This is a genomic window from Taklimakanibacter deserti (genome assembly GCA_003574785.1).
The window spans coordinates 361,392-386,954 of sequence record QORU01000002.1 but is presented as its reverse complement, the minus strand read 5'-3'; the positions used below and the strand labels follow the sequence as shown (position 1 = coordinate 386,954).

The 25,563-nt window shown below is 64.2% G+C and carries 25 protein-coding genes; 8 read left to right on the top strand and 17 right to left on the bottom strand.

Annotated features, from left to right (window positions below; genetic code table 11):
• Window positions 1-59: 59 nt before the first annotated feature.
• From DS839_RS05100 to DS839_RS05070, 7 genes are read right to left on the bottom strand one after another with little or no spacing between them, the layout of a single operon-like run.
• Complete coding sequence (locus tag DS839_RS05100) at window positions 60-1,025, bottom strand: Gfo/Idh/MocA family protein (protein ID WP_119269195.1); 966 nt, start codon at window positions 1,023-1,025, stop codon at window positions 60-62.
• A complete protein-coding gene (locus DS839_RS05095) occupies window positions 1,022-1,978 on the bottom strand; it encodes a threonine ammonia-lyase (protein ID WP_119269194.1) in 957 nt (318 codons plus the stop codon). The genes DS839_RS05100 and DS839_RS05095 overlap by 4 nt, the downstream gene beginning before the upstream one ends.
• On the bottom strand, window positions 1,975-3,066 hold the full coding sequence (locus DS839_RS05090) for a DUF4432 family protein (RefSeq protein ID WP_119269193.1): 1,092 nt from the start codon (window positions 3,064-3,066) through the stop codon (window positions 1,975-1,977). Before DS839_RS05090 ends, DS839_RS05095 begins: the two co-directional genes overlap by 4 nt.
• 30 nt (window positions 3,067-3,096) lie before the next feature.
• Window positions 3,097-4,578: an amidohydrolase family protein gene (locus DS839_RS05085; protein ID WP_119269192.1), complete on the bottom strand. Its 1,482-nt coding sequence runs from the start codon at window positions 4,576-4,578 to the stop codon at window positions 3,097-3,099.
• Window positions 4,575-5,363 (bottom strand): ABC transporter permease, encoded by a 789-nt coding sequence (locus DS839_RS05080; protein WP_119269191.1) that lies wholly within the window; start codon window positions 5,361-5,363, stop codon window positions 4,575-4,577. Before DS839_RS05080 ends, DS839_RS05085 begins: the two co-directional genes overlap by 4 nt.
• The gene (locus tag DS839_RS05075; RefSeq protein ID WP_119269190.1) at window positions 5,357-6,256 is read right to left on the bottom strand and encodes an ABC transporter permease; all 900 of its coding nucleotides are present in this window, start codon (window positions 6,254-6,256) and stop codon (window positions 5,357-5,359) included. The genes DS839_RS05080 and DS839_RS05075 overlap by 7 nt, the downstream gene beginning before the upstream one ends.
• A gap of 16 nt (window positions 6,257-6,272) precedes the next feature.
• Window positions 6,273-7,433: an ABC transporter substrate-binding protein gene (locus DS839_RS05070; protein WP_119269189.1), complete on the bottom strand. Its 1,161-nt coding sequence runs from the start codon at window positions 7,431-7,433 to the stop codon at window positions 6,273-6,275.
• Window positions 7,434-7,584: 151 nt separating this feature from the next.
• Here DS839_RS05070 and DS839_RS05065 point away from each other — a divergent pair, with 151 nt between their 5' ends.
• On the top strand, window positions 7,585-8,220 hold the full coding sequence (locus DS839_RS05065; RefSeq protein ID WP_162918314.1) for a TetR/AcrR family transcriptional regulator: 636 nt from the start codon (window positions 7,585-7,587) through the stop codon (window positions 8,218-8,220).
• 10 nt (window positions 8,221-8,230) lie between these two features.
• Here DS839_RS05065 and DS839_RS05060 read toward each other — a convergent pair whose 3' ends face one another.
• The 9 genes from DS839_RS05060 to DS839_RS05020 form a co-directional block, all read right to left on the bottom strand.
• Window positions 8,231-11,245 carry a caspase family protein gene (locus DS839_RS05060; protein ID WP_119269187.1) on the bottom strand — a complete coding sequence of 1,005 codons (3,015 nt, stop codon included), beginning with the start codon at window positions 11,243-11,245 and terminating at the stop codon, window positions 8,231-8,233.
• Window positions 11,246-11,328: 83 nt separating this feature from the next.
• Window positions 11,329-12,585 carry a cyclopropane fatty acid synthase gene (locus tag DS839_RS05055; protein ID WP_119269186.1) on the bottom strand — a complete coding sequence of 419 codons (1,257 nt, stop codon included), beginning with the start codon at window positions 12,583-12,585 and terminating at the stop codon, window positions 11,329-11,331.
• Window positions 12,586-12,806: 221 nt separating this feature from the next.
• Window positions 12,807-13,394, bottom strand: a complete 588-nt coding sequence (gene rplI / locus DS839_RS05050; RefSeq protein WP_119269185.1) for a 50S ribosomal protein L9 — start codon at window positions 13,392-13,394, stop codon at window positions 12,807-12,809.
• A 132-nt stretch (window positions 13,395-13,526) separates the two neighbouring features.
• Window positions 13,527-13,775, bottom strand: coding sequence for a 30S ribosomal protein S18 (gene rpsR / locus DS839_RS05045; protein WP_119269184.1), 249 nt, complete (start codon window positions 13,773-13,775; stop codon window positions 13,527-13,529).
• Window positions 13,775-14,191, bottom strand: coding sequence for a 30S ribosomal protein S6 (gene rpsF, locus DS839_RS05040; protein WP_119269183.1), 417 nt, complete (start codon window positions 14,189-14,191; stop codon window positions 13,775-13,777). Before rpsF ends, rpsR begins: the two co-directional genes overlap by 1 nt.
• Before the next feature lie 239 nt (window positions 14,192-14,430).
• Window positions 14,431-14,928 carry a GNAT family N-acetyltransferase gene (locus tag DS839_RS05035; RefSeq protein WP_119269182.1) on the bottom strand — a complete coding sequence of 166 codons (498 nt, stop codon included), beginning with the start codon at window positions 14,926-14,928 and terminating at the stop codon, window positions 14,431-14,433.
• Entirely contained in the window at window positions 14,925-15,383 is a 459-nt protein-coding gene (locus DS839_RS05030) for an HIT family protein (RefSeq protein WP_119269181.1), read from the bottom strand. The genes DS839_RS05035 and DS839_RS05030 overlap by 4 nt, the downstream gene beginning before the upstream one ends.
• A 212-nt stretch (window positions 15,384-15,595) precedes the next feature.
• A complete protein-coding gene (locus DS839_RS05025) occupies window positions 15,596-16,048 on the bottom strand; it encodes a GNAT family N-acetyltransferase (RefSeq protein WP_368911193.1) in 453 nt (150 codons plus the stop codon).
• A gap of 13 nt (window positions 16,049-16,061) precedes the next feature.
• Complete coding sequence (locus DS839_RS05020) at window positions 16,062-17,027, bottom strand: threonine dehydratase (protein WP_119269179.1); 966 nt, start codon at window positions 17,025-17,027, stop codon at window positions 16,062-16,064.
• Window positions 17,028-17,123: 96 nt separating this feature from the next.
• Between DS839_RS05020 and fabD the strand changes: the two genes are divergently transcribed.
• The 7 genes from fabD (at window position 17,124) to gmk (ending at window position 23,945) form a co-directional block, all read left to right on the top strand.
• Complete coding sequence (gene fabD, locus DS839_RS05015; protein WP_119269178.1) at window positions 17,124-18,074, top strand: ACP S-malonyltransferase; 951 nt, start codon at window positions 17,124-17,126, stop codon at window positions 18,072-18,074.
• Between the two features lie 4 nt (window positions 18,075-18,078).
• Window positions 18,079-18,816: a 3-oxoacyl-[acyl-carrier-protein] reductase gene (gene fabG, locus DS839_RS05010; RefSeq protein WP_119269177.1), complete on the top strand. Its 738-nt coding sequence runs from the start codon at window positions 18,079-18,081 to the stop codon at window positions 18,814-18,816.
• Between the two features lie 160 nt (window positions 18,817-18,976).
• Window positions 18,977-19,213: an acyl carrier protein gene (locus DS839_RS05005; RefSeq protein WP_119269176.1), complete on the top strand. Its 237-nt coding sequence runs from the start codon at window positions 18,977-18,979 to the stop codon at window positions 19,211-19,213.
• A 102-nt stretch (window positions 19,214-19,315) separates the two neighbouring features.
• A complete protein-coding gene (gene fabF / locus DS839_RS05000) occupies window positions 19,316-20,575 on the top strand; it encodes a beta-ketoacyl-ACP synthase II (RefSeq protein WP_119269175.1) in 1,260 nt (419 codons plus the stop codon).
• A 224-nt stretch (window positions 20,576-20,799) separates the two neighbouring features.
• Window positions 20,800-22,323, top strand: a complete 1,524-nt coding sequence (gene mltG / locus DS839_RS04995; protein ID WP_162918313.1) for an endolytic transglycosylase MltG — start codon at window positions 20,800-20,802, stop codon at window positions 22,321-22,323.
• A gap of 106 nt (window positions 22,324-22,429) precedes the next feature.
• Window positions 22,430-23,302 (top strand): YicC/YloC family endoribonuclease, encoded by an 873-nt coding sequence (locus DS839_RS04990; protein WP_368911191.1) that lies wholly within the window; start codon window positions 22,430-22,432, stop codon window positions 23,300-23,302.
• Between the two features lie 46 nt (window positions 23,303-23,348).
• On the top strand, window positions 23,349-23,945 hold the full coding sequence (gene gmk / locus DS839_RS04985; RefSeq protein WP_368911242.1) for a guanylate kinase: 597 nt from the start codon (window positions 23,349-23,351) through the stop codon (window positions 23,943-23,945).
• Between the two features lie 16 nt (window positions 23,946-23,961).
• Here the strand turns inward: gmk and DS839_RS04980 are convergent, their stop codons facing one another.
• A complete protein-coding gene (locus DS839_RS04980) occupies window positions 23,962-25,455 on the bottom strand; it encodes an MFS transporter (protein WP_119269391.1) in 1,494 nt (497 codons plus the stop codon).
• Window positions 25,456-25,563: the final 108 nt, after the last annotated feature.

The window sequence follows — 25,563 nt, the reverse complement described above, 5'->3', positions numbered from 1 at the left end:
CCTATCCTAACGGAATGCGGCGGCGGGACGATGGCAAAATTGCGCCGTTCCTGGTGTGGCTAGCCGGGCAGCTTGACGATCCCACCTTGGCTGAGCGAGGCAAGCGCCGCCTCGGCGATCAGGAGGCCCGCATGGGCATCCTTGGCGGTGACGGTCTCGGGCGGCCGGCCCGAGCGGATGCGGTCCGCGAAATAGGCGACCTCGGTATAAAGCGGATCGTCGGGCTCCTCCCGGGCAAGGTCGATCTCCCGGACCTTTGCGCCATATTGGCGCAGATAGGCGCCCGTCTCGAAATCGATGCCGCCGCGCTCGCCGACAATCTCGAGGCGATCGGGCGGTGCGGCGTCGAGCGCGAAGGTCCAGGCTGTGGCGAGCGTCCAGGCGGCGCCATTGCGGTCGCGGGCAGTCACCACGGTCTGCGCGCGCTGCTCATGGGCGGGATTGCGCAAAGCGAGGACCTCATGCACCGGAGCCCCCGCCATCCACAGCGCCAGATCGATGTCATGGATCATCGTCATCATGATGGGGTCGATGTCGGGATAGCGCAGCGCATGGCTGTCGTCGCGATAGCGCCGGGCGGTGAGCGACAGCAGCCGGCCGATCCCGCCGGAGCCGACGATGTCGGCGATGAGGCGATGCGGCTTGGAGAAGCGGAGCACGTGGCCCGGCAGGATGAAGGCCTGGCTCAGCGCTTCCCTTTCGACCAGCGTCGCGGCTTCCGCCGCGGTCATGGCCATGGGCTTCTCGACCAGCACGGGAATGCCGCGCTCGAGCGCCTGCTTGGCGATCGGAACATGCGTCTGGCCGGGCGTCGCGATGATGAGCCCGTCGGTCTTGCGGCGATCGAGCTGGGCGATGATGTCGGTGCCCCAATCGAGCGCGCCATAGCGCTGGGCAGCGCTTTCGGCGGCCTTGGCGTTCACGTCGGCGATGCCCGCGATCTCGACATCCGCCATCCGCGACATCACGCGCAGATGCTCTTCGCCGAAAAGGCCGGCGCCCGCGAGCGCCAGTTTCAATTTCATGGCCCTGTTCCTTCCGCCCCGGCGCCGCAGACCAGCGCGCAGATATGCCGGCGGTCGGCGAGCTGCGGCAGATCCCGGCGCAGCGCCGCGACCGAAGCGGCGCCCGAGAGATCGGCGGCGATGCCCATTTCGAACCACAGGAAGCGCGAGGCCTCCGCCATCTCCTCGTCGCTGACGAGGACGATGTCGTCCACGTTGCGGCGCACGATGTCGAAGATGCGCTCATCGGTGCGCCGGCAACTCATGGTCGGCACGCGTGAGGTGACTTCGGCAAGGGTCACCACCTGGCCCTGGTCGAGGCTCGCCTTGAGGGTAGGCGATCCGATGGGCTCGACCCCGATGACGCGGATCGCGGGGCGGCGCGCCTTGAGCGCGGTGGCGAGGCCAGAGATCAATCCGCCGCCGCCAATGGCGATGAGAATGGCATCGATGTCGGGGAGCTCGTCCATGATCTCGAGGCCGAGCGTGCCTTGCCCCGCGACGACGAGCGGATCGGCGAAGGGATGGAAATAGGCCTGACCGGTCTTTGCCGCGTGATCGAGCGCTGCCTGGTTCGACTGGCTCCATTCATCGCCGACGACCTCGACCTTGGCGTTCCAGGCCTTCATCTTGGCGACCTTGGCGGGCGACACGTTGGCGGGTACGAAGATCGTCGCCGGCACATTCGCGGCGAAAGCGGTGCGCGCCACCGCGAGCCCGTGATTGCCGCCCGAGGCGGTGGTGATGCCATGGGCGATCTCGCCAGGTGCCGCGCCGAGAAGCCGGTTCATGGCGCCCCGCGCCTTGAACGATCCCGTGACTTGCAGGCATTCGAGCTTGAGCGTGACTTGTGTCGGCCGGGCGAGCGGCGACTGAAGCTGGCCGAGCGCCATGACCGGCGTGCGCCTTATGTGAGGTGCGATGCGCTGCCGTGCCGCTTCGATATCGCCGATGGTGGTGAAGCTCGATGTCATGCGTTTATCTTCTCGATCTTGCGGCGCAAGGCGTCCGCCTCAGATTTGTCGAGCGCGCCGAATTCGAGCGCGCAGCGGAATTCGCCTTGGGGGGCGAGGATGCGCAAATGGCCTTTGGCCTTCTCGGCCGTGTAGCCATTGGGATCGGCGGTCGCCGGCAGCATGAGGCCCAGCGCGTCCTGGTCGCCGCCGCGGCTCATCCAGCGCACGCCGTGACCGAGTTCCTCAGGACGATGGCTGACGAAATCCGCCGATCCGTCGGGCAGGAGCTGCAGGCTGTGGGCCCAGCCGGCATCATCCGCCCGGCAGTCGAGCGAGAGGACGAGCTCGGGATCGATCGCCCGGCCGGGAACGATCTGCCGGTGCCGGCTGGGATCGGCGAGCATCTCGGCGAGAAGCGCCTGATGTCCCTCGGATGCCACATAGCCTTGCGGCAAGGCGGCGCGCACCCGCATATGACGCGGATCGTCCGGCACGGTGTCGAGGAGACGGGCATTGTCGATGGGGCGGAAATTGATGTGCGCCAGATACATGAGCTCCATGGGCGCCTGTTTCAGATTGCGCACGGTGAGCGAGGCACGAATGCGGCCGCTCTTCGCGTCGAGCTTGATGACGGGCTCCGCCACATAGTTGTGGGTGAAGGCGACGCGGTGGCGATAGGCGCCCGCGAGTCCCATGAAGGGGCCGGCCTCATCCTCGCCGACGATGAGCCGCGCTTCGGCATAGATCGCATTGGGAAGCTCGCCATGGAGCGGATGCCTGTCCTCAGGGCCCGGATTGCCCATGGCGGTAACGCCGCAATGGATGAAGAAGGCGCCATAGTTGGAGAGATAGTCCTGGGTGGCGACGGGTTCGTCGAACATCGAGCCCATGGTGAGCCGGCGGCCGAAGAATAGGGCGTCCCAGATCTGCTGGCCGTGGAAGGGCAGGAGGTCGATATGTCCGGCTTCATTAGCGATGGTGAGACCGGCGACGCCGCTATCATAGCGAAAGCAGGTCGCGGTCATGCTGCCATAGGTTGCGAGCACGTGGCGGGCCGGCGAAAAATGCTCTGGCCGCAAGATGACGGTGACGGGATCGGCGGGCATGGATGATCTAACGTCCAGGTGAGGTGACGATCATGCCGTCTTTCGCTGAAGGCGCGCAAGCCTGTTGGGCTCGGCCTTGAGGCCCATGCGGGCGAGGAGGGCGGCCGAGGCCTTGTTGCACTCTTTGAGCAGCCGGCGCTCATCGACGGTGACGAAGCGGCCTTCCTCGAGCACGATGCGGCCGTTCACGATGACGGTGTGGACCGATTTCGAGCGCGCCGAATAGAACAAGGCGCGGATCATGTCGGTGGTCGGGATCAATTCCGGCCGGTCGAGCGTGTGGACGACGAGGTCGGCGCGCTTACCGGGCTCGATCGCGCCGATGCGGTCGCTCATGCCGACGGCCCTGGCGCCGGCGCGTGTCGCCATCCGGAAACCGTCCTCGGCCACAAGGTAGCTCCTGTCGCCATGCGCCTCGCGCGCCGTCAGCACGCCGAGGCTCGCCTGGCGCCACAGGTCGAAATCATTCGACCAGTTGGCCGAGTCGGAGCCGAGCGCGACATTGGCGCCGCGCCGCCACAGTTCCGCATGGCGGCCATGGATCGAGCCGCCATGGCCCCACATCATGGAAGCCGCCGGCGCCCAGGCGATGCTCGTCCCCCTGCCGAGGAGCGCGTCGCATTCGGCATCGCTCAGGTGATTGGCGTGGCCGAAAGTGACATTGCGGTCGAGAAAGCCGATCCGGTCGAGATGGAGCAAGGGATCGGTGCCGAAGCGCTGCCGATCGGCTTCCGTGTCGGCCGGGCTATAGGACTGATGCAGATTGAGGACGACGCCCGCCTTGTCGGCGCGATGCTTGGCCTCCATCATCAATTCCTCGCTCGCCGTGCCGAGGCCGAGCACGGCGATATGGCCGGTCACCAGCGCCTCGGGATCGCCATTGCGATGAAGCTCGCGCCCCATCATGGCGAGCGCCTCGGCGCGGGTCTTGGGCGCGCGTTTGAGCTCGGGGTGGATGCGCGCCTGCGTGGCGCAGGTGGCGCAGCCCGTCTCGACCAGGCCTTGCGCAAAGCCCTGCGGCCGGTCCCAGATAAAGGCATCGCCGATCACGGCGCGGATGCCGACATCCTGGGCGGCGCGGGCCGCTGCGCCGGGAGCGAGCACGGTGCCCGCTTCCATGAAACAGGTCGTGCCGTTACGGATCATCTCCAGCGCCGACAGCGCCACCGCGAGATATTCCTCCTCGTCGTTGACCGTGTTGTAGAACACGCTCTCGAAACTATCGAAAGCATCCGCCTCGGCCAGGTGGTCGGGCAACGCCCCGCGGAACAGCTGGAAGGACGCGTGCAAATGGCATTCGACGAAGCCCGGATGCACGGGAGCACCTTCGGCATCGAGGCTGCGCTTGCCTGAGTAGCCGGCGGCGATCGCGGCGTCATCGCCGACGGCGACGATGCGGCCCTTGTCGATGGCGATGGCGCCATGCTCGAAGATGCGGCTCTCATCGTCCATGGTGATGACATAGGCGTGACGGATGAGGAGATCGACGGAGAGGCTTTGAGTCGCTTTCATGTGCTGTTTCTCCGGCCGATGAAGTTGGAGAGGAACACCAGGCAGACGAGCAAGGCGAAGAGGACCGAGGCGAGGGCGTTGATCGAGGGATCGACGCCCCGGCGCATGAGCCCCCAGACCAATACGGGGATCGACTGCTCGTTGCCGATGTTGAACCAGGTCACGACGAACTCATCGAGCGAGAGCGCCGCGGCGAGAAGGGCAGCGCCCACGATCGCGGAACGAATCTGCGGGAAGGTGATGTCGCGGAAAGTCTGGAAGGGCGAGGCGCCGAGATCGCGCGCCGCCTCGAGAGTGGCGAAGTCGAAGGTTTCGAGCCGCGCATTCATGGTCAGCACCACGAAGGGCAGGCTGACCAGGATATGTCCGATAGCGGCGTTGCGCAGGCCCTGCGCCAGGCCAAGGGCATGGAAGACGACGGCAAGGGCGATGCCGATGACGAGCAGGGGCATCACGGCGGGAAGCAGGCTCAAAGCGAGGAGGGCGCGCCTCAGTCGGAGCTGGGTGAGCTTCATCACGCCGAAAGCGAAGGCGGCGCCGAGCAGCCCGGCAGCGACCGCCGACACGCCGGCGAGGATGAGGCTGTTGGCAAGTGCTGCGGTGATGAGCGGATTGGCAAAGGCATTGTGATACCACGCAAAGGTGAGGCCTTCGATCGGCATGGAGAGCCGCGGCGAGGTGGTGAAGGAGAAGATGACGATCACCGCCACGGGCGCGTAGAGATAGAGGAGGACGAGCGCCACGAAGCCCTTGGCCACAAGCGTCGATCTGGCTGCGCTCACCATGCCGTCACCTTGCGGACAAGGCGCATCACCAGGAAATAGAGGGCGAGCACGAGGCTGATGGTGACGAAGGCGAGTGCCGCCCCCAGGGGCCAGTTCGATCCGATGCCGCGGAACTGATCGGCGATGACATTGCCGATGAGGAGGCTCTGGGTGCCGCCGACCAGCGTCGGCGTGACGAAATCCCCGGCCGAGAGCAGGAAGGCGAAGGCGAAAGCGGTGCTGAGGCCCGGCATCGCCATGGGCACCAGGATGGTGCGGATGAGCGTGTGGCCGGGGGCGCCGAGATCGCGCGCCACTTCGAGATAGTCGCGCGAGATGTTGGCCATCGCCGAATAGATCGGCAATACGCAGAGTGGCAGCAAGAGGCCGGTCAAGGTGATGACGATGGCGAGATTGCTGTAGATCAGGAATTCGAGCGGCCGGTCGATCAGCCCCAGCCACTGCAAGGTGGAATTGAGCAGGCCCTGCTTGCCGAGAATGGTGCGCCAGGCATAGATGCGCACCAGATAGCCGCTGAACAGCGAGAGCAGCACGAGCTGCAGGATGAGCGCCCCGCGCTTCTCCAGCACGAAGCGCATGATGTAAGCGAGGGTGAAGGCGATGGGCACCACGATGAGGGCGGTGGTGAAGCCGACGGCGATGGTGCGATAGAGCAGGACGCGGTAGAGCGGCGATGTGGCGATCTTCTCATAATTGGCGAAAGTGAGATCGGGGATCATCACGAAGCCGTCGGCCCGCCAGAAGCTCAGTCCGAAGAGCGCCAGCATCGGAAGCGCGAAGAAGATCGCATAGAAGAAGGACGCAGGAAGGAGCGGGCGCACCAAGGCGCCCGCTCGGCTCCATTGCTCGGGGCCATTGGCCTCGAGCCTCACCGTCGCGGCATTGACCATCATACCCAGATTTCGCGCCTCAGGCGACCTTGAATTTCTGCCACGCCTCGACCCAGGCGGGTGCCCCTACGATATCACCCTCGGCCTTCTGCGGCGGAACGACGATCTGGGTGCCGAGAATGCCGCCGCCCGGCTGGCGCACATTGTCGTAAGGATAGATGTCCCTGACGCTCGGATCGAGGATGTCGAAGGCTTTCTCCACCGTGCAGCCCGACCCCAGTTCCTTGGCCAATGCCGCATTCGATTCCGCCTGGGTGATGAAATCGATGAAGGCATAGGCATTATCGACATTGGGCGCATCGACGGCGATGGCATAGGCGTCCGACCAGAAGAAGGTGCCGTCCTTGGAGGGTGAGCCGACCACGAGCTTGACGCCCTTGTCCTTGGCGATGAGCGTCTGATAGGCCCAGCCGCCGATGCCGAGCGAAGCGTCGCCGCGCACCATGACGTCCGCCATGTCGCCATGCGAGGCGCCAATAGTCACGACATTGGGCTTCATTTTCAGCATCGTCTCGACCACCTGGTCGAGTTGCGCCTGGGTGAGCCGGCTCGGCTCCTTGAAGCCGAGGGAAGTGGCATAGAGCCAGATGTTGCCGAAGGGATCATCGAGCAGCACCAGCTCGCCCTTGTATTTCGGATCGGCGAAGTCGGTATATTTCTCGGGCATCGCGTCCCATTTGGCGGGATTGTAGACGCAAGGCTCATCGCCCCAGATCATCGGGATGCCATAGGTCTTGCCCTCACGCGTGAGCCAGGGCGCATCCTTGAAGGCCGGGAAGAGGCCTTGGGCGCTCGGGATCCGGCTCATGTCGAGCGGCTGGAAGAGCTCGACATTGGAGGCGAGGATGGCGCGCTGGAAATCCTTGTTGGGGGTGAGAAGGTCCATCGACCCACGGCCGCCGGTATTGAAACGGGTGAGCGCCTCATCCGCCGCCGACTGGAACGCGGCCTGCATCTGGATATTGTTCTTGGCGAGGAATTCCTTGGCGACATTGCCGCCATGCTCGCCGTCCCAGCCGAGGAAGTTCAAGGGGCCGCCGAGCTTCTTCTCTTCGGCCGAGGCGAGGGGCGCGCCGAGCACGGTCAGCGTGGCGAGGCCCGCCGCACCCTGGATGAACCGCCGGCGGCTCACATCCTCATTGAGCTTGCTGTCGAGAAAATTCTTCAGAAATTCGTTCACGTCGCTCTCCCTGCTTAGCCGTCGCTGGCATTGCCACGGCGCATTGATTTTTGACTTACTTACTAGTAAGTAAGTATAGAGTCAACGTGACGGCGGGTTGAGCGAGAGCATTTCGCGGATGATAGGAAGTCGCAGCGAGGAGGCATCATCGATGCGGGCGCGGATCAAGGCGCTGGCGCTCGATCTCTTCATCCAGCATGGCTATCGCGGTGTGAGCTTCGGCGACATCGCCGAGAGCCTCGCCATCACCCGCGCCAATATCCATTACCACTTCGGCAACAAGCAGGCCCTGGTGGAGGAGGTGCTGGGCGACTATGTCGAGGCGACGACCGCGGCCTTGCGCGATCTGTGGGCGCAGCCCGGTCTCGCACTGGCGAGCAAGCTTGCCACCATGATCGACTACAGCCGTCAGCGCTATCAGCGCTACAATCCGAAAGGGCAGAGCGGCCGGCCCTGGAGCCTCATCGCGCGCATGCGCCAGGATGGCGATGCGCTGAGCCCCGGATGCCATGAGATGCTGCAGCGTTTCGAGAAGGACCTGAACGCCATCATCACCGCCGCCATCGAGCAGGCCAAGGCGCGCAACGAATATGCCGGCTGGATGCCGGTCGGCGACGTCGCCGTGCTCCTGGTCAGCATCGCCAACAGCGCCTCGCCGATCACCCAGGATGCCGGAAGCTTCGACCGTCTAGAGAAGCTCTACATGGCCTTCTCGCGCATCGTCGAGCATGCTTTCGCGGCCGACCGGCCGGTTCCGGCGAAGCGCCGGGCCGGACGCCGGTCATAGGGCTGGGGGCCTATTTCGCCGCCAGCGATTCCTTGATGATAGCGATCTTCTTGTCGACCAGCGCCGCCATGGCGGCCATGCCGCCCTTGGCGAAACCTTCCTTGGCCTTCTCGAACTGGGCGAGTGAAGTCTCGAACGCTTGTCTGTCGTTCCGCCGCGTGCCCAGGCCCCAATAGGAATCCCCAATGCCGTTCTGCGCCATCCCCCATTGCAGCGGCATATCCGCGAGCGTGTAGACCTCGAGTGCCGCCGTCAAGGCGGTGATCGCGGCTTCGAAGCTCTCCGTGCCCTTCTCGAAATTGCCGATCATGTTGAGCGAGTTGCCGACGTTGAACTGGGCCTGAGCCCATTCGAGCCGGGCATTGTCTTTGGTCAGGACAGTGAGCGCCGCGCGCTTGGCCGCGACGGCCTCCTTGAGCTTCTCTGGGCCGCCGCCGGCGAAGCCGATGGCCTCCAACGCCGTGCCCATCATGCTTTGCGCCGTGGCCCATGGCATGGGCGTGCGTTCGGCGGTGTATTCACCGAGTGCCGCCTGGTAGGCTGCGACGGCTTCGTTGAGCTTGCCGGCATCATTGCTGAGCTTGCCCAAAGTCTGCAGGCCATTGCCGAGATTGAGCTGCGTCGCCGCCCAGTCGAGCGGCAGATTCTCACGCTTGTAGACGTCGAACAGGCCGCGATAGACCACAACCGCCTCTTCCAAGCGCGTCGCGTCCTGGGTGCGGGTGCCGATTTGCTGCAGGGTGCCGCCGAGGTTGTTTTGCACCGAGGCCCAGCCTATCGGCGTGCGCTCGGGCGTCAGTTCGAGGCTCGCATCGCGATAGGCCTTTGCCGCCTCTTCCAGTTCGGCCGTGCCGCCGCTGCGCATGCCGAGATTGTAGAGGACATTGCCGAGATTGACCAAGCTGTTGCCCCACTGCACCGGGACTCGCTCGCGGGTGCGCACCTCGAGAGCGGCCCGGAACACGCCGGCCGCTTCCTTGAGCATGGCAATGTCGTTCTTGCGGGCACCCCACGTGTTGAGCGTGTTGCCGAGATTATTCTGCAGCATGCCCCAGCGCAACGGCTCCTTGTCGCGGCTGATCGCTGCGAGCCCTGCGCGATAGGCCGCCACGGCTTCGACGAGCCTTGCATCGTTGCTTTCCCGCTCGCCCAGCGAATAGAGGGCGAGGCCAAGATTGTTCTGCGACTCCGACCATTCCACGGGCTGCTTGTCGCGGCTCCTGACTTCGAGCACGGCGCGGAATGCCGCCACAGCCTGTTCCAGCGACTTCGGGCCATTCTCGCGCTGTCCGAGAGCGACAAGCGAGTTACCGAGGTTGTTCTGGGCCACTGCCCAATTGGCTGGATCGTGCTCGCGGGTCAGGACTTGCAAGGAGTCGCGAAAGATCTGCGCTGCCTGTTCGAGCCTCTTGCTGTCACTCGCGCGCTCACCCAGCGTCTGATAGGCGACGCCCATATTGTTGCGGGTTATGGCCCAATCGTCATTTTTCTCACCGTTGGGGATGAAGGACAGGAGCTCTTCATAGGTCGCAATCGACTTCTCGAGCGCGACATTGTCGCCCTTTTCATTGCCATGCGTATTGAGCGCTTCGGCTTCCAAATTTTTGTAGTTCCATTTGAGCTTCTCGTCCCATTTCTCGGCGAGCGAGAAGGCCTTGGCATAGTCCCGGGCCGCGGCCAGATGATCGAAGGCGAGCGTGGATGCTTCGGCGCGCCGCGCATAGACGGCGGCGTCCGTCAGGCGCTTTTTCTTCACCGCTTCCTCGGCCGCATCGACGGCGCCCGCCGTCGCCTCGACCCGCTTCACGGCATCATCGAGGAACTGCCGCGCCGTGGCGATGGCACCCTGCTTGATGGCCCGATCGGCGGCATCGGCCAGCCGCTTGATCTCAGGGTCTTCCGAATTGAGCGCTTCGCGCTCGGCCATCATCTTCTTGAGCTTGTCGGCCTGCGCCTTGAGCAGCGTTTCGAGGGCTTCGGGATCCTTCGGCATGTCCTTGGCGCCGAGCGCGCGCAGGATGCCATAGAGCGCATCCATCGGCACGCCATCCGCCTTGGCGATGGTCTCGACCTGCCGGCGTTCGAGGTCCGGCAGATCGGCAATGGTGAGGAGGAGCTGCCGGCGCTCGCCGGTGATAAGGCCTTCCTCGCCTTGAGGCTCGTCGGGCGCGACCCCCAGATAGAGAAGACGGCGCAAGCTCTCATTCACCCAGGGCCGCTGGCGCGTCTCGGTCGAGAGGTAGACTTCCTCCGTCACCATGCGCATGACGGCGGAGAGCTCGGCGCCTTTCATCGCCGAGAGATGGCGCAGCAGGGCTGCCGCATAAGGACTGTTGCCGCCTTCGCCGCCATCGAGCGCGGGACGCCCGGGCTCGGCGGCAAAGCCGATCACCGTGCCGAGATTGTCCGAGGCCGGGGCTTGCTCCCCGACCACGCTGGCGCCACGCGGCGCGCCGAGGCCGCCCGCGGTGATCGGCTGGCCGGCACTTGCCGGCGTCGCCTTGATTTGCGCTCCGGGCGGAAAGGGATTGGTGCGGCAGGCATCGAGCAGGACGATAGCCACGGGCACGGTCTGCTTGAGCTTCTCGATGACCGCCGACAGCGAGACGAGCTTTTCGCCGGCATCGCCGAGCGAAGCCTCGTCGGCATCGACGGGGATGAGGTAGTTCTCGCCACCCGCCTCGATGCCATGGCCCGAATAATAGAGGAAGGCGACATCGGCGCCCTCGGCATCCTCGGCGAAACGCTCAAGGTCGCGGCCGAGCTTCGCGGCATCGCGGTCGCTGACGCTCCTCGCATCGAAGCCCATGTCGGTGAGGAGCTTCGACATTTCGCGCGCATCATTGGCCGGATTGGCGAGCGGCGTGATATGGGCGTATTTGGATTGCCCGATGACGAGGGCCACACCTTTGAGGGTCTTCGCTTCCTCGGCGCGCGCCGTCAGCGCAAGGCACAACGCGAAGATCACCGCCACAAGAGCGGTAACGGCTTCTTGCGACTTGCGGATCAGGACACTCGACATCATGCGGCCGCCTTGAACATTTCCGTCACGGCTGTTTAGGCGTGCCGTTGCGGCGCGATCAAGGCCAAATTTGGCCGTGTTCCAGGCTATTCCGCCGGAACCGATTTGAGCTTCGGGTTCTTGGTGTCGATCGCGCGCAACCGCTCTTCCTCGGTGATCATGTAGTTGCGGGTCAGCGGCAGCGCATGCTGGTTGCGCGCGAACTGGATCTGGAAGTTGTTCATGCCCGAATAGCGGAAGGCGGTTTCAGCCCCCGCCAGATAGAACTCCCACATGCGGCAGAAACGCTCGTCATAGATGGCCTTGGCGCGGTGCCGGTTGGCGGCGAAACGCTTGCCCCATTCGCGCAAGGTCTGCGCATAGTGCAGGCGAAGGATCTCGATGTCGGTCACATAGAGCCCGCTCTTCTCGATATGCGGCAGCACCTCGGAAAGGGCAGGGATATAGCCGCCGGGGAAGATATACTTCTTGGTCCAGGCGCTGGTGGCGCCGGGTCCGTCCGAGCGGTTGATCGAATGCAAGACGGCAATGCCGTCGTCCTTGAGGAGTGCGCGGCACTTCCGGAAGAATTCCCGGTAGTGGCCGACGCCGACATGCTCGAACATGCCGACCGAGACGATGCGGTCGAAAGGCTCATCGAGATGACGGTAGTCGAGCAGGCGGAAATCGACTGTATTGGAGACGCTGCGCTGGCGCGCGCGCTCGATCGACATCTTGTGCTGCTCTTCCGAGAGGGTGACGCCGGTCACCTTGGCGCCGCAGGTCTCGGCGAGATAGAGGCCGAGCCCGCCCCAGCCCGATCCGATATCGAGCACCTTCATGCCGGGCTTGATATTGAGCTTGGCCGCGAGATGGCGCTTCTTGGCGAGCTGGGCGTCCTCGAGCGAGGCATCGGGCGTCTCGAAATAGGCGCAGGAATATTGCCGGTCGCGGTCGAGGAAGAGATCATAGAGCGCGCCCGACAGATCATAGTGATGGGCGACATTGGCCTTCGCCTTGCCGACCGGATTGTACTGGTCGAGCCGCTTCATCGCGATACGGATATTGTTGAAGAGCTTGGCGGCCCCGGGCACGGGACGATGCTCGGCATTCTGCAGCAGCACTTCGAGCACGTCGTAGATGGTGCCCTCGGTGACCTCGATGCCGCCGTCCATGTAGGCTTCGCCGAAGAACCGGTCGGGATCGAGCAGGATCTTCATGGGCGCCGCCCGGTTGACGATCTTGAAGCCTGCCGGCTTGCCTGATCCATCGCCATAGACGTGCTTTCGCCCATTGGCGTTCGTCACGGTGAGATGGCCGGTCAGAACCAGCTTCTTCAAAGCCTGGTTTAAAGCTGCAAACATTCCTCAGTCTCCCGCTCTCCCGGCCCCCGAGCCGGAACGTGGTTCCCCCCGCATAGTAAACGCAGTTTGACGGATAAGTGAAGGCCCGCAACATTGCAGGGGGGCATAGCCTCAATGCATGGCCGTGGAGGCGGTGCCGCAGGGAAACAGGGCGCGCCGGGCCGAAAAGAAAAGGGCCCCGCGGTCGGCGGAGCCCTTCTGATCACGCCGCTTGAACGGGATTATTTCTCTTCCGTCTCTTCCGGGGTAGCGGCCTCGGCCGCAGCTTCCGATTCGAACAGCTCCTCGGCGGCGGCGAGCGCCTCGGCGCGTTCGGAGACGGGACCGGTGAGGACCTCGCCGCGCGCCTGGGCATCCGCCTCGTCCTGAGAGCGGGCGACATTGAGGGTCACCGGAACGGAGAGCTCGGGATGGAGGGCGATCTGCACCGTATAGAGGCCGATGGTCTTGATCGGCGTGTCGAGCAGCACATGATTGCGAGACACCGGGATACCGGCGGTCGAGGCGATTTCCGCGATGTCGCGGGTCGAGACCGAGCCATAGAGCTGGCCCGATTCGCCGGCCTGGCGCAGGATGATGAAGCTCTTGCCTTCGAGCTTGCCGCTGTCGCCCATGGCGGCCTTGCGGCGCTCTTCGCTCTTGGCCTCGAGCGTGGCGCGGTCGCGCTCGAACTTGGCCTTGTTGGCCTCGGTCGCGCGCAGCGCCTTGTGCTGCGGGAAGAGGAAGTTGCGGGCATAGCCGTCCTTGACCTTGACGACCTCGCCCATATTACCGAGCTTGCCGATGCGCTCGAGAAGAATGACGTCCATAATTCGTGTCCTTTGCTGTCCCCGATCCTTCAGGATGGGTTAGAGGCGGATCGGGTGTCCGCCCCAACCACGGCAGCGTTCCCCGCCAAAGTTGTTCGACTTTGGCGAAAAGGGAACGCTCCCAATAAGCGATTACTTGAGCACGTAGGGCAGGAGGCCCAGGAAACGCGCGCGCTTGATCGCCTGGGCGAGCTCGCGCTGCTTCTTGGCCGAGACCGCCGTGATGCGCGACGGCACGATCTTGCCGCGCTCGGAGATGAAGCGCTGCAGCAGCTTCACGTCCTTGTAGTCGATCGCCGGGGCATTGTCGCCCGAGAACGGGCAGCTCTTGCGGCGACGGAAAAAGGGGCGGCGCGCCGGCCCGCCTTGAGTCTGGGCCATCAGTTAGCCTCCCTGTCCATCGAGAAGTCCATATCGTCGAAGCCGCGTCCACCGCGCCCGCCGAAGCCACGGCCGCCACCGCGCTCCTCGCGCTTGCCGGCCTTCATCATGGCGGTCGGACCGTCTTCGTGCTTGTCGACCTTGACCGTCATGAAGCGGATGACGTCTTCATTGATCGACATCTGGCGCTCCATTTCGGCGATCGCCGCCGGCGGGGCTTCGATGTCGAGATAGGTGTAATGCGCCTTCCGGTTCTTCTTGATGCGGAAGGTGAGGGACTTGAGGCCCCAATATTCGGTCTTGCCGATCTTGCCGCCACCCGAGGTGATGACGGTCTTGAATTGATCAGTCAGCTGATCAACCTGCGCATTCGATGCGTCCTGACGGGTCAGGAACACATGCTCGTAAAGTGGCATGTTTCAAGCCTTTCAAAGTTGCGTTCGGCAATTGGTCCCGATGCAGAGCCTCTTTCGAACCCTCAAAACGTGAAAGGCTCGAAAGACCGGATTCTCGAAAGAGCGGAGACACGGGAAGCCGGGGCGAACCCCTATCCAGGGCCTTTGGGCCGTGGACCTTCCGTTCAGCCCCCAACCGGAGCCAATTGGCGGGGGCTCTATGGCGGAAAAGCCGGCATAATGCAAGCGCCGGGGCAGGCTTACGCTTTATTTCCTAAACGGCCCCTATAATCGAGCGGCTTCGCCATCGGGTAGATACTGTCCCTGAGCCGGTCCGTCTCGGGTGCGCCCTCATCCCTATAGCCGCGCTCCAGATAGAAGCGGTGGGCGGTGGCGGTACTCTTGAGGAAGAGCCGGGTCAGCCCCCAGCGCATCGCTTCGGCCTCGATGGCGGCGATCAGGGCGCCGCTCACGCCCTGAAAACGGGCGTCGGGCGAGACATAATTGAGCCTGATCTCGCCCGATCTCGCCAGATAGGCGACACCCAGTATGGCGCCCTGGTCGCCGACCGCGACGCAGCAGAAGTCTTCCGCCGCTTCGGCCCATTCCCTGAACTTTTCCGGCGTCTTGTTGGTGAGCCAGCTCTGCAGGATGAGGGGATCGTTCTCATGATCGCGCACGCACAGCTCGCTGATCGACCGCCTCAGCACCAGGCTTGCCGGCTCGGCATCGCGAGGCGTCGCCTTCCTGATTTTCATGGCGCCGCTTCCCGGCCTTTCAGTGCCTCGCGCAAAGTGAAGGCGACGTGCCGAAGCTCGTCCTCGCTCGGCCGCGGGATCGGACGGAAGGTGATCTCCTCCTCGGCGATATAACGCCTGGAGGTGATGTCGGTGGCCGCGACCATCGGCAGGACATGGGCATGCGCATGGGCGATGTCGCCGCCGGTGAACAGGAAGGCGGCGCGGCTGACATTGTGGCTCGCTTTCAGGATGCGGGCGAGCCTTTGCCCGAGCACGATGATGCGCGAGGCGAGCTCGGCGGTGAGATCGTCGAATGTCGGATAATGATCGCGCGGGATGATCTGCACGTGGCCGGGCCGGATCGGGCCATTATCCAGGAAGGCGACCAGATAGTCGTCCTCATAGACGATGTGAGCCGGGATCTCGCGCCGCGCGATGCGGCAGAAGAGGCAGGGATGCGAAGGGGATGTCATGGTGCGTCTCGTCTGAAAAGGGATCCGTTTCCGGAAAATGAAAAACCCTCGACCGGGCTTGGCGGGAGGGTTCGAGGAAACGCGATGCTCTTTCAGTGACTGCGCGTGCTCAATCGCCTCCGCCGGTGGTGGTACCCGGCAAGGGGGCGCGCATTCGAAGCTGGCCGTTAACGAGGCTCATGGCGCTCTTCTCGCATGATCGGCTCCCCACTTCAAGCAGGTCCTGTCCGCAAGGTGAGCACCGGCCGCTCCCATGTGACCCGCGGGGGCGATGGCGGCTTTGTCCCGATAAGCTCAGCGCCCATGCGCCTGTAGAAGCCGACCGAAAGCGGGTGTGATACGATCCTGACCAGAGGGATTCCCCGCTGGCGCGCCTCGTCCCGCATGTGCTCGAAAAGCTGCCGGCCGAGCCCCGTTCCCTGCATGTCGTCGGCCACGAACATGAGGTCGAGCTCGGGCTCTTCGCCCAGCATCAGGCTGTAGAAACCGAGCAGGCGCCCGGATGCCTCCGCCAGGAAGATCAGGTCGCGGCTGATCTGCTCGGGCGTGACGCGATAGCCGTCGAGGATGCGCGCATATTCGCCCTCATATGTCGATGACGCCCGCATGAGATCGGTCAGGGCGAGTGCGTCGGTAGCCGAGGCGCGGCGAATGATGATGTGCATCACGGTCATTCTTTTATGGCAACGGCGTTCTGCCTTGCAGCACCTGTGCGAATTTGGCGCCGTCGATATTGCCGCCCGAGAGGATGACGCCGACGCGCTTGCCTTTCATCTCGGCCCGCTCCTTCATCAGCGCGGCGAGAGCGGCAGCACCCGCACCTTCGGCGACATTGTGGGTGGTGCGGTAGAGGAGGCGCATGGCGTCGGCGATCTCATCCTCGCCGACCTCGACGATGCGCTCAGCGCCGCGATTGATCATCGCGACCGCATCGGGATGCGGCACGCGGACCGCCATGCCGTCGGCGAAGGAAAGGGCCGAATTGGTCGGCACCGTGCGCTGGGCGTCATAGGACAGCCGATAGGCATTGGCGCGCTCCGCCACCACGCCGATGACTTTCGTCTTGAGGCCGAGGAGGTCGCGCATCGCGATCACGCCGCAAATGCCGGAGCCCAATCCGATCGGCACATAGACGGCGTCGAGATCGCCTGCCGTTGTAAAGAGTTCATGCGCGTAGGTGGCAACGCCCATCACCAGCTCGGGATGGAACGAGGCAACCATGTCGAGACCCTGTTCCTTGGCGAGTCTCATCGCCGTCTCGCGCGCCTCGTCGAAATCCGTGCCGGTCTCGATCAGCGTGCAGCCGAGCGCCCGCATCGCCGCGTTCTTCTCGAGCGAATTGCCCTCAGGGACGACGACGGTCGCCGGGATGCCTTCACGGCGCGCGGCGAAGGGGATGGATTGGCCGTGATTGCCGCGTGTGGCGGTGATGACGCCATTGGTCTCGCCGCGCTCCTTGCGCAAGCGCATATGGACGAGGCCGCCCCTGACCTTGAAGGCGCCGATCGGCGTGTGGTTCTCATGCTTGACCCAGCATTCGCACTGGGTTTCCTCTGCAAGAAGGGGCCAGGCATATTGTGGCGTGGATGGCATCGCCGAATAGACGATCCCCAGCGCCTTGTGCAAATCTGCGCGCGTGAACATGCTTCTCCATAGGTGGAATTGCCGCGAAGCGAAAGCTTGACTTCCTTGGCCCCCGCATGCTTCGTGCGGCGCAAGTGAATCGATCAGGGACAATTCATGAGCCTTGCTTTCATTTTTCCGGGACAGGGCAGCCAGGCCGTCGGCATGGGCAAGGCGCTCGCCGAGGCATCGCCCGCAGCGCGCGCCGTCTTCGCCGAGGTGGACGAAGCGCTCGGCCAGCCACTCTCCATGCTGATGTGGGAAGGGCCGGAAGCCGAGCTGACGCTGACCGAGAATGCCCAGCCGGCCTTAATGGCGGTGAGCCTCGCGGTGGTGCGGGTGCTCGAGGCCGAGCACGGGGTGAAGCTCAAGGATGTCGCGAAGTTCGTCGCCGGCCATTCGCTCGGCGAATATTCGGCACTGGCCGCCGCAGGCACCTTCTCGCTCGCCGATGCGGCGCGGCTCCTCAAAACCCGCGGCCGCGCCATGCAGCAGGCGACCCCGGTCGGCACCGGCGCCATGGCCGCCCTTCTCGGGCTCGACTATGCGGACGCGGTCGCCGTGGCGGAAGCCGCAGGCCAAGGCGAGATCTGCCAGGCGGCCAATGACAATGCGCCGGGCCAAGTCGTGGTGTCGGGCCACAAGGCCGCGGTCGAGCGCGCCGTGGCGCTAGCCAAGGACAAGGGCGCCAAGCGCGCCGTGATGCTTCAGGTGAGCGCGCCCTTTCATTGCGCTTTGATGGAGCCCGCCGCGAAGCTGATGGCGGAGGCGCTCGCCAACACGCCGATGCGCCCGCCGACCGTGCCGGTCTTCGCCAATGTGCTGGCTGCTCCGTTGAGCGATCCGGCCGAGATCAGGAAGGCGCTGGTGGCGCAAGTGACGGGCACGGTGCGCTGGCGCGAAAGCATGGCGGCAATGGCCGCAGAGGGTGTTAAACTCTTTTGTGAAGTCGGCTCAGGCAAAGTCTTGTCGGGACTCGTGAAAAGGACGGCGCCCGAGGCGCAAGGCTTGGCGCTGGGCAGCCCAGAGGACATCGCCCAGAACGCCGCTCAGCTCAAGCAGGGGTGAAGACATGTTCGATCTAACCGGAAAAACGGCGCTGGTGACGGGCGCCACGGGCGGCATCGGCGCTGCCATCGCCCGGGTGCTGCACAAGCAGGGCGCGACAGTGGCCGTTTCCGGCACGCGCGCCGAGGTGCTCGACGCCCTCAAGGCGGAGCTCGGCGAGCGCGTCCACGCGCTTGCCGCCAATCTCGGCAAACCCGAAGAGGTCGAAAAGCTCGTGCCGGCCGCCGAGGCGGCAATGGGCTCGCTCGACATCCTCGTGAACAATGCCGGCATCACCCGCGACGGCCTGGCGATGCGCATGAAGGATGAGGACTGGGCGCAAGTGATCGACGTCAATCTCACCGCCGCCTTCCGCCTGGCGCGTGCGGCGATGCGCGGCATGATGAAGCGCCGCTACGGACGGATCATCGGCATCACTTCGGTGGTGGGCGTCACCGGCAATGCCGGACAGGCCAACTATGCGGCCTCCAAGGCCGGCATGATCGGCATGACCAAGGCCTTGGCGCAGGAACTCGCCAGCCGCAATGTGACGGTGAACTGCATAGCGCCGGGCTTCATCGCGACCCCGATGACCGATGCACTCAATGATAAGCAGAAGGAAACGATCATCGCCAAGGTTCCGGCCGGCAGGCTCGGCACCAGCGATGACGTCGCGGCAGCGGCGCTCTATCTGGCGAGTGCCGAAGCGGCCTACATGACCGGCCAAACACTGCATGTAAATGGCGGCATGGCGATGCTCTAAGCCACTGACGAGACGGCTTTTCTCAGGTCTTATCAAGGGGCTGGACTTGCCCCTTTTATGGCTTGAGGAATCTGTGTTAGGAAGCCCGGAACACGAGGGGGACGAAATGTCCGATCGTAGAACGGAAAATAACTTAAACTAATGACGAGGACGATTGAACATGAGTGATGTTGCGGAGCGGGTGAAGAAGATCGTGGTCGAGCACCTTGGCGTCGACGCCGAAAAGGTGAATCCCGAGGCCAGCTTTATCGACGATCTCGGCGCCGACAGCCTGGACACGGTCGAGCTCGTCATGGCCTTCGAAGAGGAGTTCGGCATCGAGATCCCCGATGATGCGGCCGAGACCATCCAGACCGTCGGCGATGCGGTCAAGTTCATTGAAAAGAGCGCCGCTTGACGGATGCGGGTTGCCTCCCCGCGGGGAGGGCCATTGATTGCAGCGCGGAGGCAGGAGAACGAAAGTCTTGCCGCCGCGTTGTCGTATAGGAGAGGAGAATTGATGCGCAGGGTGGTTGTCACGGGTCTGGGTATCGTTTCGCCGCTTGCGACGGGTGTTGAAGAGACCTGGAAGCGCCTCACCGACGGCAAGAGCGGCGCCGGTCCGATCACCAAATTCGATACATCCGACATGGCCTGCCGCATCGCCTGCGAAGTGAAACCGGGCGATGGCGCAGATGGCACCTTCAATGCGAACCAATGGGTCGAGCACAAGGACCAGCGCCGCTACGACACATTCATCATCTATGCGATCGCCGCCGCCAAGCAGGCCGTAGCCGACTCCGGCTGGGAACCCAAGAGCGAGGACGAGAAATACGCAACCGGCGTCCTCATCGGCTCAGGCATCGGCGGCCTGCCTTCGATCGAGGAGACGACGCTCCTCTTGAAGGAGAAAGGCCCGCGCCGCGTCAGCCCATTCTTCATCCCAGGGTCGCTGATCAATTTGGCGGCCGGGGTCGTGTCGATCGAATTCGGCTTCAAGGGCCCCAACCACTCGGTAGTGACGGCCTGCGCCACGGGCTCGCATGCGATCGGTGATGCCAGCCGCATGATCGCGCTCGGCGATGCCAATGTCATGGTGGCAGGCGGCACCGAGGCCGCGATCTCGCGCCTTGGCATAGCGGGGTTCATCGCCTGCAAGGCGCTGGCCACGAAATACAATGATGCGCCGGAAAAGGGCTCACGCCCCTATGACCGCGACCGCGACGGCTTCGTGATGGGCGAAGGGGCGGGCATCCTCGTCCTCGAGGAACTGGAACACGCCAAGGCGCGGGGCGCCAAGATCTATGCCGAGATCATCGGCTACGGCATGTCGGGCGATGCCTATCACATCACCGCTCCTTCCGAGGACGGCGACGGCGCCTATCGCTGCATGCAGGCAGCGCTTAAGCGGGCCGGCATTTCCGCCCATGAGATCGACTATATCAACGCCCACGGCACTTCGACGCCCTTGGGCGATGAGATCGAGCTCAAGGCCGTCGAAAGACTGATGGGCAATCGGATCAATGGCTTGGCCATGTCTTCGACCAAGTCGTCGACTGGGCATCTGTTAGGCGCGGCAGGCGCCGTCGAGGCGATCTTCTCGCTCCTCTCCCTTAGGGATAATATCTGCCCGCCGACGCTCAATCTGGAGAATCCGTCGGTTGCGACCGATATCGATCTAGTTCCGCTGAAAGCACGAAAAAAGGAGATCAACACAGTTCTGTCCAATTCATTTGGTTTCGGTGGGACGAACGCATCGTTGATCATGAGGCGAATTTGAGCCGCTAGCGCGTGATCAGGAAAAGTGGGAACCGGTTTTCCGTCCGATCACGCGCTAAACTTAAGATTCCGATCACGTTTATCACTTCAGGTCGAACCGACCTGAAGTGATCGTGATCTAGGGCACTTCCCGGTAAGGGAGCGCTCCAGTTTTTTCGAGCTTTTTAACCATTTCTGTGGGATTCTCAGCCAGCAGAAACGGGACAGGCTCTAGGGAGACCTACCGTGCCCGACCAGCGCAGGCATAGACGTAGCGTGGTGGTGCCACCCCGCCGCCGTCGGCGATCGGCGCTGAGGCGCGTCGTCTACTCCCTTGTGCTGCTGGCCGGCTGCTTCGCTCTCGCGGTCTTCGGCCTCGGCCTTTACGGTTATGTGAAATTCACCCAGCCTGGTCCGTTGGCCGCCGAGAAGACCTTCCAGGTCGAGCGCGGCGGCGGGGTTCTGGGCATTGCCGCCGAGCTCGAAAAGGCGGGGATCATTTCGAGCGCCAACATCTTTGCCGCCGCCGCGACCGCCACTGGCGAACGCGGGCGACTCAAGCCCGGCGAATATCTGTTCAAGGAAGCGATGAGCATGCGCGATGTGATGGCGCTCATCGTGTCCGGTAAGTTCATCACCTACAAGGTGACGATCCCGGAAGGCTGGACGACGGCGCAGGCGCTCGACCGGCTGCGCGAGAACGAGGTCCTGACCGGCGATATCACGCTCACCCCGGCGGAAGGGCAGATCATGCCCGACACCTATGTGTTCCAGCGTGGCGAGACCCGCGACAGTGTCGTCAAGGGCATGATGAAGTCGAGCCAGAAGCTCATGGACGAGCTCTGGCCTAAGCGCGCCCTGGATGCGCCGGTCAGCACGCCGGCGGAGGCGCTGATCCTGGCATCGATCATCGAGAAGGAGACCGGCGTGCCGGAGGAGCGCACGCGCGTGGCCTCGGTCTTCGCCAATCGGCTGCGCCAAGGCATGCGGCTGCAGTCCGACCCGACGATCATCTATGGCATAACGGGCGGCAAGTCGAAGCTCGACCGGCCGCTGACCAGGCAGGACATCGCCGAGGCCACACCCTACAACACCTATCGCATCAACGGCCTGCCGCCGGGGCCGATCGCCAATCCGGGCCGCGCTTCGATCGCCGCCGCCTTGGCGCCCGCCAAGACCAATGATCTCTATTTCGTCGCCGACGGATCGGGCGGCCATGTCTTCGCCGCGACCCTCGACGAGCATCGCATCAATGTGCGCAAATGGCGCGCGATCGAGAGGCAGCGCAACCAGAATGGCGAAGAAGCGCCGGTGATGGATGAGGACGGTGCAGCGGGTGGTGGCGTCGCCGCCGCGGAACCCGCGCCCGATACAGCGACGCCCGATACAGCAGCCCCCGATGCCGCGAACCAAGGGCAGCAGCAGAGCGAGACGTCCGGCCTGCCTTCCGGGGATGATATCGCAGCGGCGGACCAAGCGGCCGGCAACTCGACGGAACCTCCCGAAGCGCAGGACGAGACGGATGCCGGTGAGCCCGCAGCCCCGGCGCAGGGCGCAGTGATCCCGATCCCGCGGCCCAAGCCCGAAGGGGTGGTTCCTCTCACCACGACCACGGCTCCCGAGGCAGCCGCTCCTGAGACCACGGCCCCGGAGACCGCGTCTCCGGAAACCACCGTCGCCGATGTCGCGCTCGACCTGAAGCCCGGCAGCGTGATCCGCGGAAGCAAGCGCTTGATCCCCATTCCGGCGCCGAAACCGCGGGTGCCCTGAAACCGGTACGATGGCCGGGTCAAGCCCGGCTATGAACTTTTCCGGATCATGCGATAAAGTCCGGGCAGTTTTCGATTCGGGGTTGGGTCCTATGCCACTGTCGAGCATGACAGGCTATGCACGCGCATCATCGGCGCTCGATGGGCTGCACTGGCAATGGGAGATCAAGAGCGTCAACGGCAAGGGGCTCGATATCCGCTGCCGCCTGCCGCCCGGCTTCGAGACGCTCGATCTGCCAACACGCGAGATCGCCCAGAAGTATCTGAAGCGTGGCAATGTCCAGATCGGCCTCTCAGCCGACCACGGCGGCGCCGAGCAGCAGCTCGCCGTCAATGAGACGGTGCTCGAGCAGATCCTCCAGCTCGCCGAAAGGCTGCGCGAGCGGCTCGGCGGCTCGCCACCCCAGATCGAGGCGCTGCTGGGCTTGCGTGGCGTCATCGATGTCGCAGCTCCCGTCGAGGACGAAGCGAAGACAGCTCTCCGCGACAAGGCGATCCTCAAGAACGCCGAAGAGGCCTTCCGGGCCCTCGCCGTCATGCGTCAGGCCGAAGGCGCCAAGCTCTCAACCGTGCTCAGTTTGCATCTCGACCGCATCGAGAAGCTCGTCACTGCGGCGCGCGACAATCCGGCGCGCTCGGTCGAGGCGATACGCGCAAGGCTCGCCGAACAGGTCGCCCGCCTCATGGAAACGAGCGCCTCTTTCGACCAGGACCGGCTCTATCAGGAGGCCGTGCTCCTCGCGACCAGGGCCGATGTCGCCGAGGAGATCGACCGGCTCTTCGCCCATATCGGGGCGGCGCGGAAGCTTCTCCTGTCGGACCAGCCGGCCGGGCGTCAGCTCGACTTCCTGTCGCAGGAATTCAATCGCGAGGCGAATACGCTGTGTTCCAAGGCCGCCGACCGCACCTTGACGGCGATCGGTCTCGAGTTGAAGACCGTGATAGACCAGATGCGCGAGCAGGTGCAGAACATTGAGTAGCGGCAAGTCAAAGACGGCGATCGCAAGGCGCGGTCTCCTCCTGGTCATGTCCTCGCCCTCGGGTGCGGGCAAGACCACGCTGTCGCGCGCTTTGCTCGCCTCCGATCATCATATCCGCATGTCGGTGTCGGTGACGACGCGGCCGCCGCGGCCCGGCGAGCTCGACGGCAAGGATTATTTCTTCATCTCCAAGGAACGCTTCTTCGAGATGCGCGATGAGGGCGAGCTTCTCGAATATGCGGAAGTATTCGGCAATCTCTATGGCACGCCGCGACTGCCGGTCGAGGATGCGCTCGCCAAGGGCCGCGATGTCCTGTTCGATATCGACTGGCAGGGCACCCAGCAGCTCGAGCAGGCGATGGGCGACGATCTGGTGCGCATCTTCATCCTGCCGCCCTCGACCGACGAATTGCGCGACCGCCTGATCAAGCGCGCCCAGGATTCATCCTCGGTTGTCGCCAAGCGCATGGCCGAGGCCTCGCGCGAGATGAGCCACTGGGCGGAATACGACTATGTCATCGTCAATGACGATGTCGAGACCGCCAGCGCCGAGATCACCGCCATCCTGACGGCGGAAAGGCTGCGCCGCAAGCGCCGCATCGGACTGACCGAATTCGTCCGTAAGCTGAACAAGACGCTCTGACGTGATCCGGCCCGGTTCACGTCGGACCGCTCTTGCCGAGGAACAGGAAGATGACGAGCGCGGTGAGGAGCGTGATCGCGGCAAGCAGCACGAGCAGCAGTGCGAAAGCGCCCGCATAGCCGTGGATCAGTGCGGCATGATCGAGCTGAGGCAGGAGTGCCGCAGCGCCGGCGAGATCGCCGGTGACGAGCCTTTGCGCGGCAGGACTTGCGTCGGGAGCGGCGAGAGCGGTGGCCGTCAGGCCTGACAGCACGGCATTGACCACTGCGAGCGCCACACCCTCGCCGGCGACGCGCGTGGTGCTGAAGATGCCGGTCGCCATGCCGGCGCGCTCCGTGGGAACGACGCTGACGGCGAGCCCGTCCATCAGACCCCAGGGCAGGCTGATCCCGGTGCCGATCACCGCCAGGGGCGCCAGCACGGCAATGCTCGCCTCGCCGGCCGGAACGAAGCTCAGCCAGAGGAGGCCGGCCGCCGAGATGACGAGCCCGGTCGCGCAAATCGTCGAGGGCTTGAGCCAGCGGACGAGAAGGCCTGAGGCGATGGGCAGGACGAGGAGGGGGGCCGAGAGTGCGATCATCATGCGGCCGGCGGCGATCTCAGTCATGCCTTCGATGCCGATGAAGCGGATGGGCAGCAGGATGAGCAGGACGACGAAGGCATAGGCGGGGGCGGCGGCCAGGAGCTGGACGCCGACAAAGCGCGGATAGCGAAAGAGCGAGAGATCGAGCATCGGACGCGCCACGCGGTTCTCGATGGCGCAGAAGAGGGCGAAGATCGCAGCACCTGCGAGGAGGAGAGCGATGACAAAAGGATCGCTCCAGCCGCTCTCCGGCGCCTGCAGCACGCCGAAGGTGAAGAGCGAAAGCGCTGCCGTGAAGCTGAGCGCGCCCGGCCAGTCGAGACCCCTGGCGTCCGGGTCGCGTGATTCGCGCATGACAACGGCGCCCAAGGTGAAAGCCATCAGCGCCAGGGCGACGACGAGGATGAATATCGCCGGCCAGCCGAAGCCTTCGATCATCGCGCCCGCCGCTATCGGCCCGAAAGCCAGGCCAATGCCGAAACTCGTGCCGACGAAGCTGAAGGCGCGCAGGCGCGATGCCCCGTCGAATTCCTGGGCAAGCGATGCCATGCCGGCGGAAAAGGCAACCGCCGCCGCGGCACCCTGGGCCGCGCGCAAGAGATCGAACCAGATGATATCGGGGGCCGCGGCAAGCGCGAGCGAGATGAGCGCAAAGCCCGCGACACCCACGAGGAAGAGACGCTTGCGGCCATAGCCGTCGGCGAGGGATCCCGACGCCATCAGGCTGCTGCCGAAAGCCAGCATGAAGGCGTTGGTCACCCAGTTGAGGGCGACGGGGCTCGAGCCCAACGCCTGACTGATGGCGGGAAGGGCGACGGCAGGTCCGGTGAAGGCGAGAGGCATCGCCGCGGCGGCGAGGCACACGGTGAGAAGGACCAGGAGCCTTCGGGTAGCGGCCGGCGCCCCGGCCAAGATCGTATCGGTCATGGGAATCCCGTTGGGTTCGGTTGGATCACCAAGAAAGATATTCATGCGGTAATCTCATCGAAATTGGGGTAGATTTCCGATCATACCGGAACAAAACGCTCGAATGAG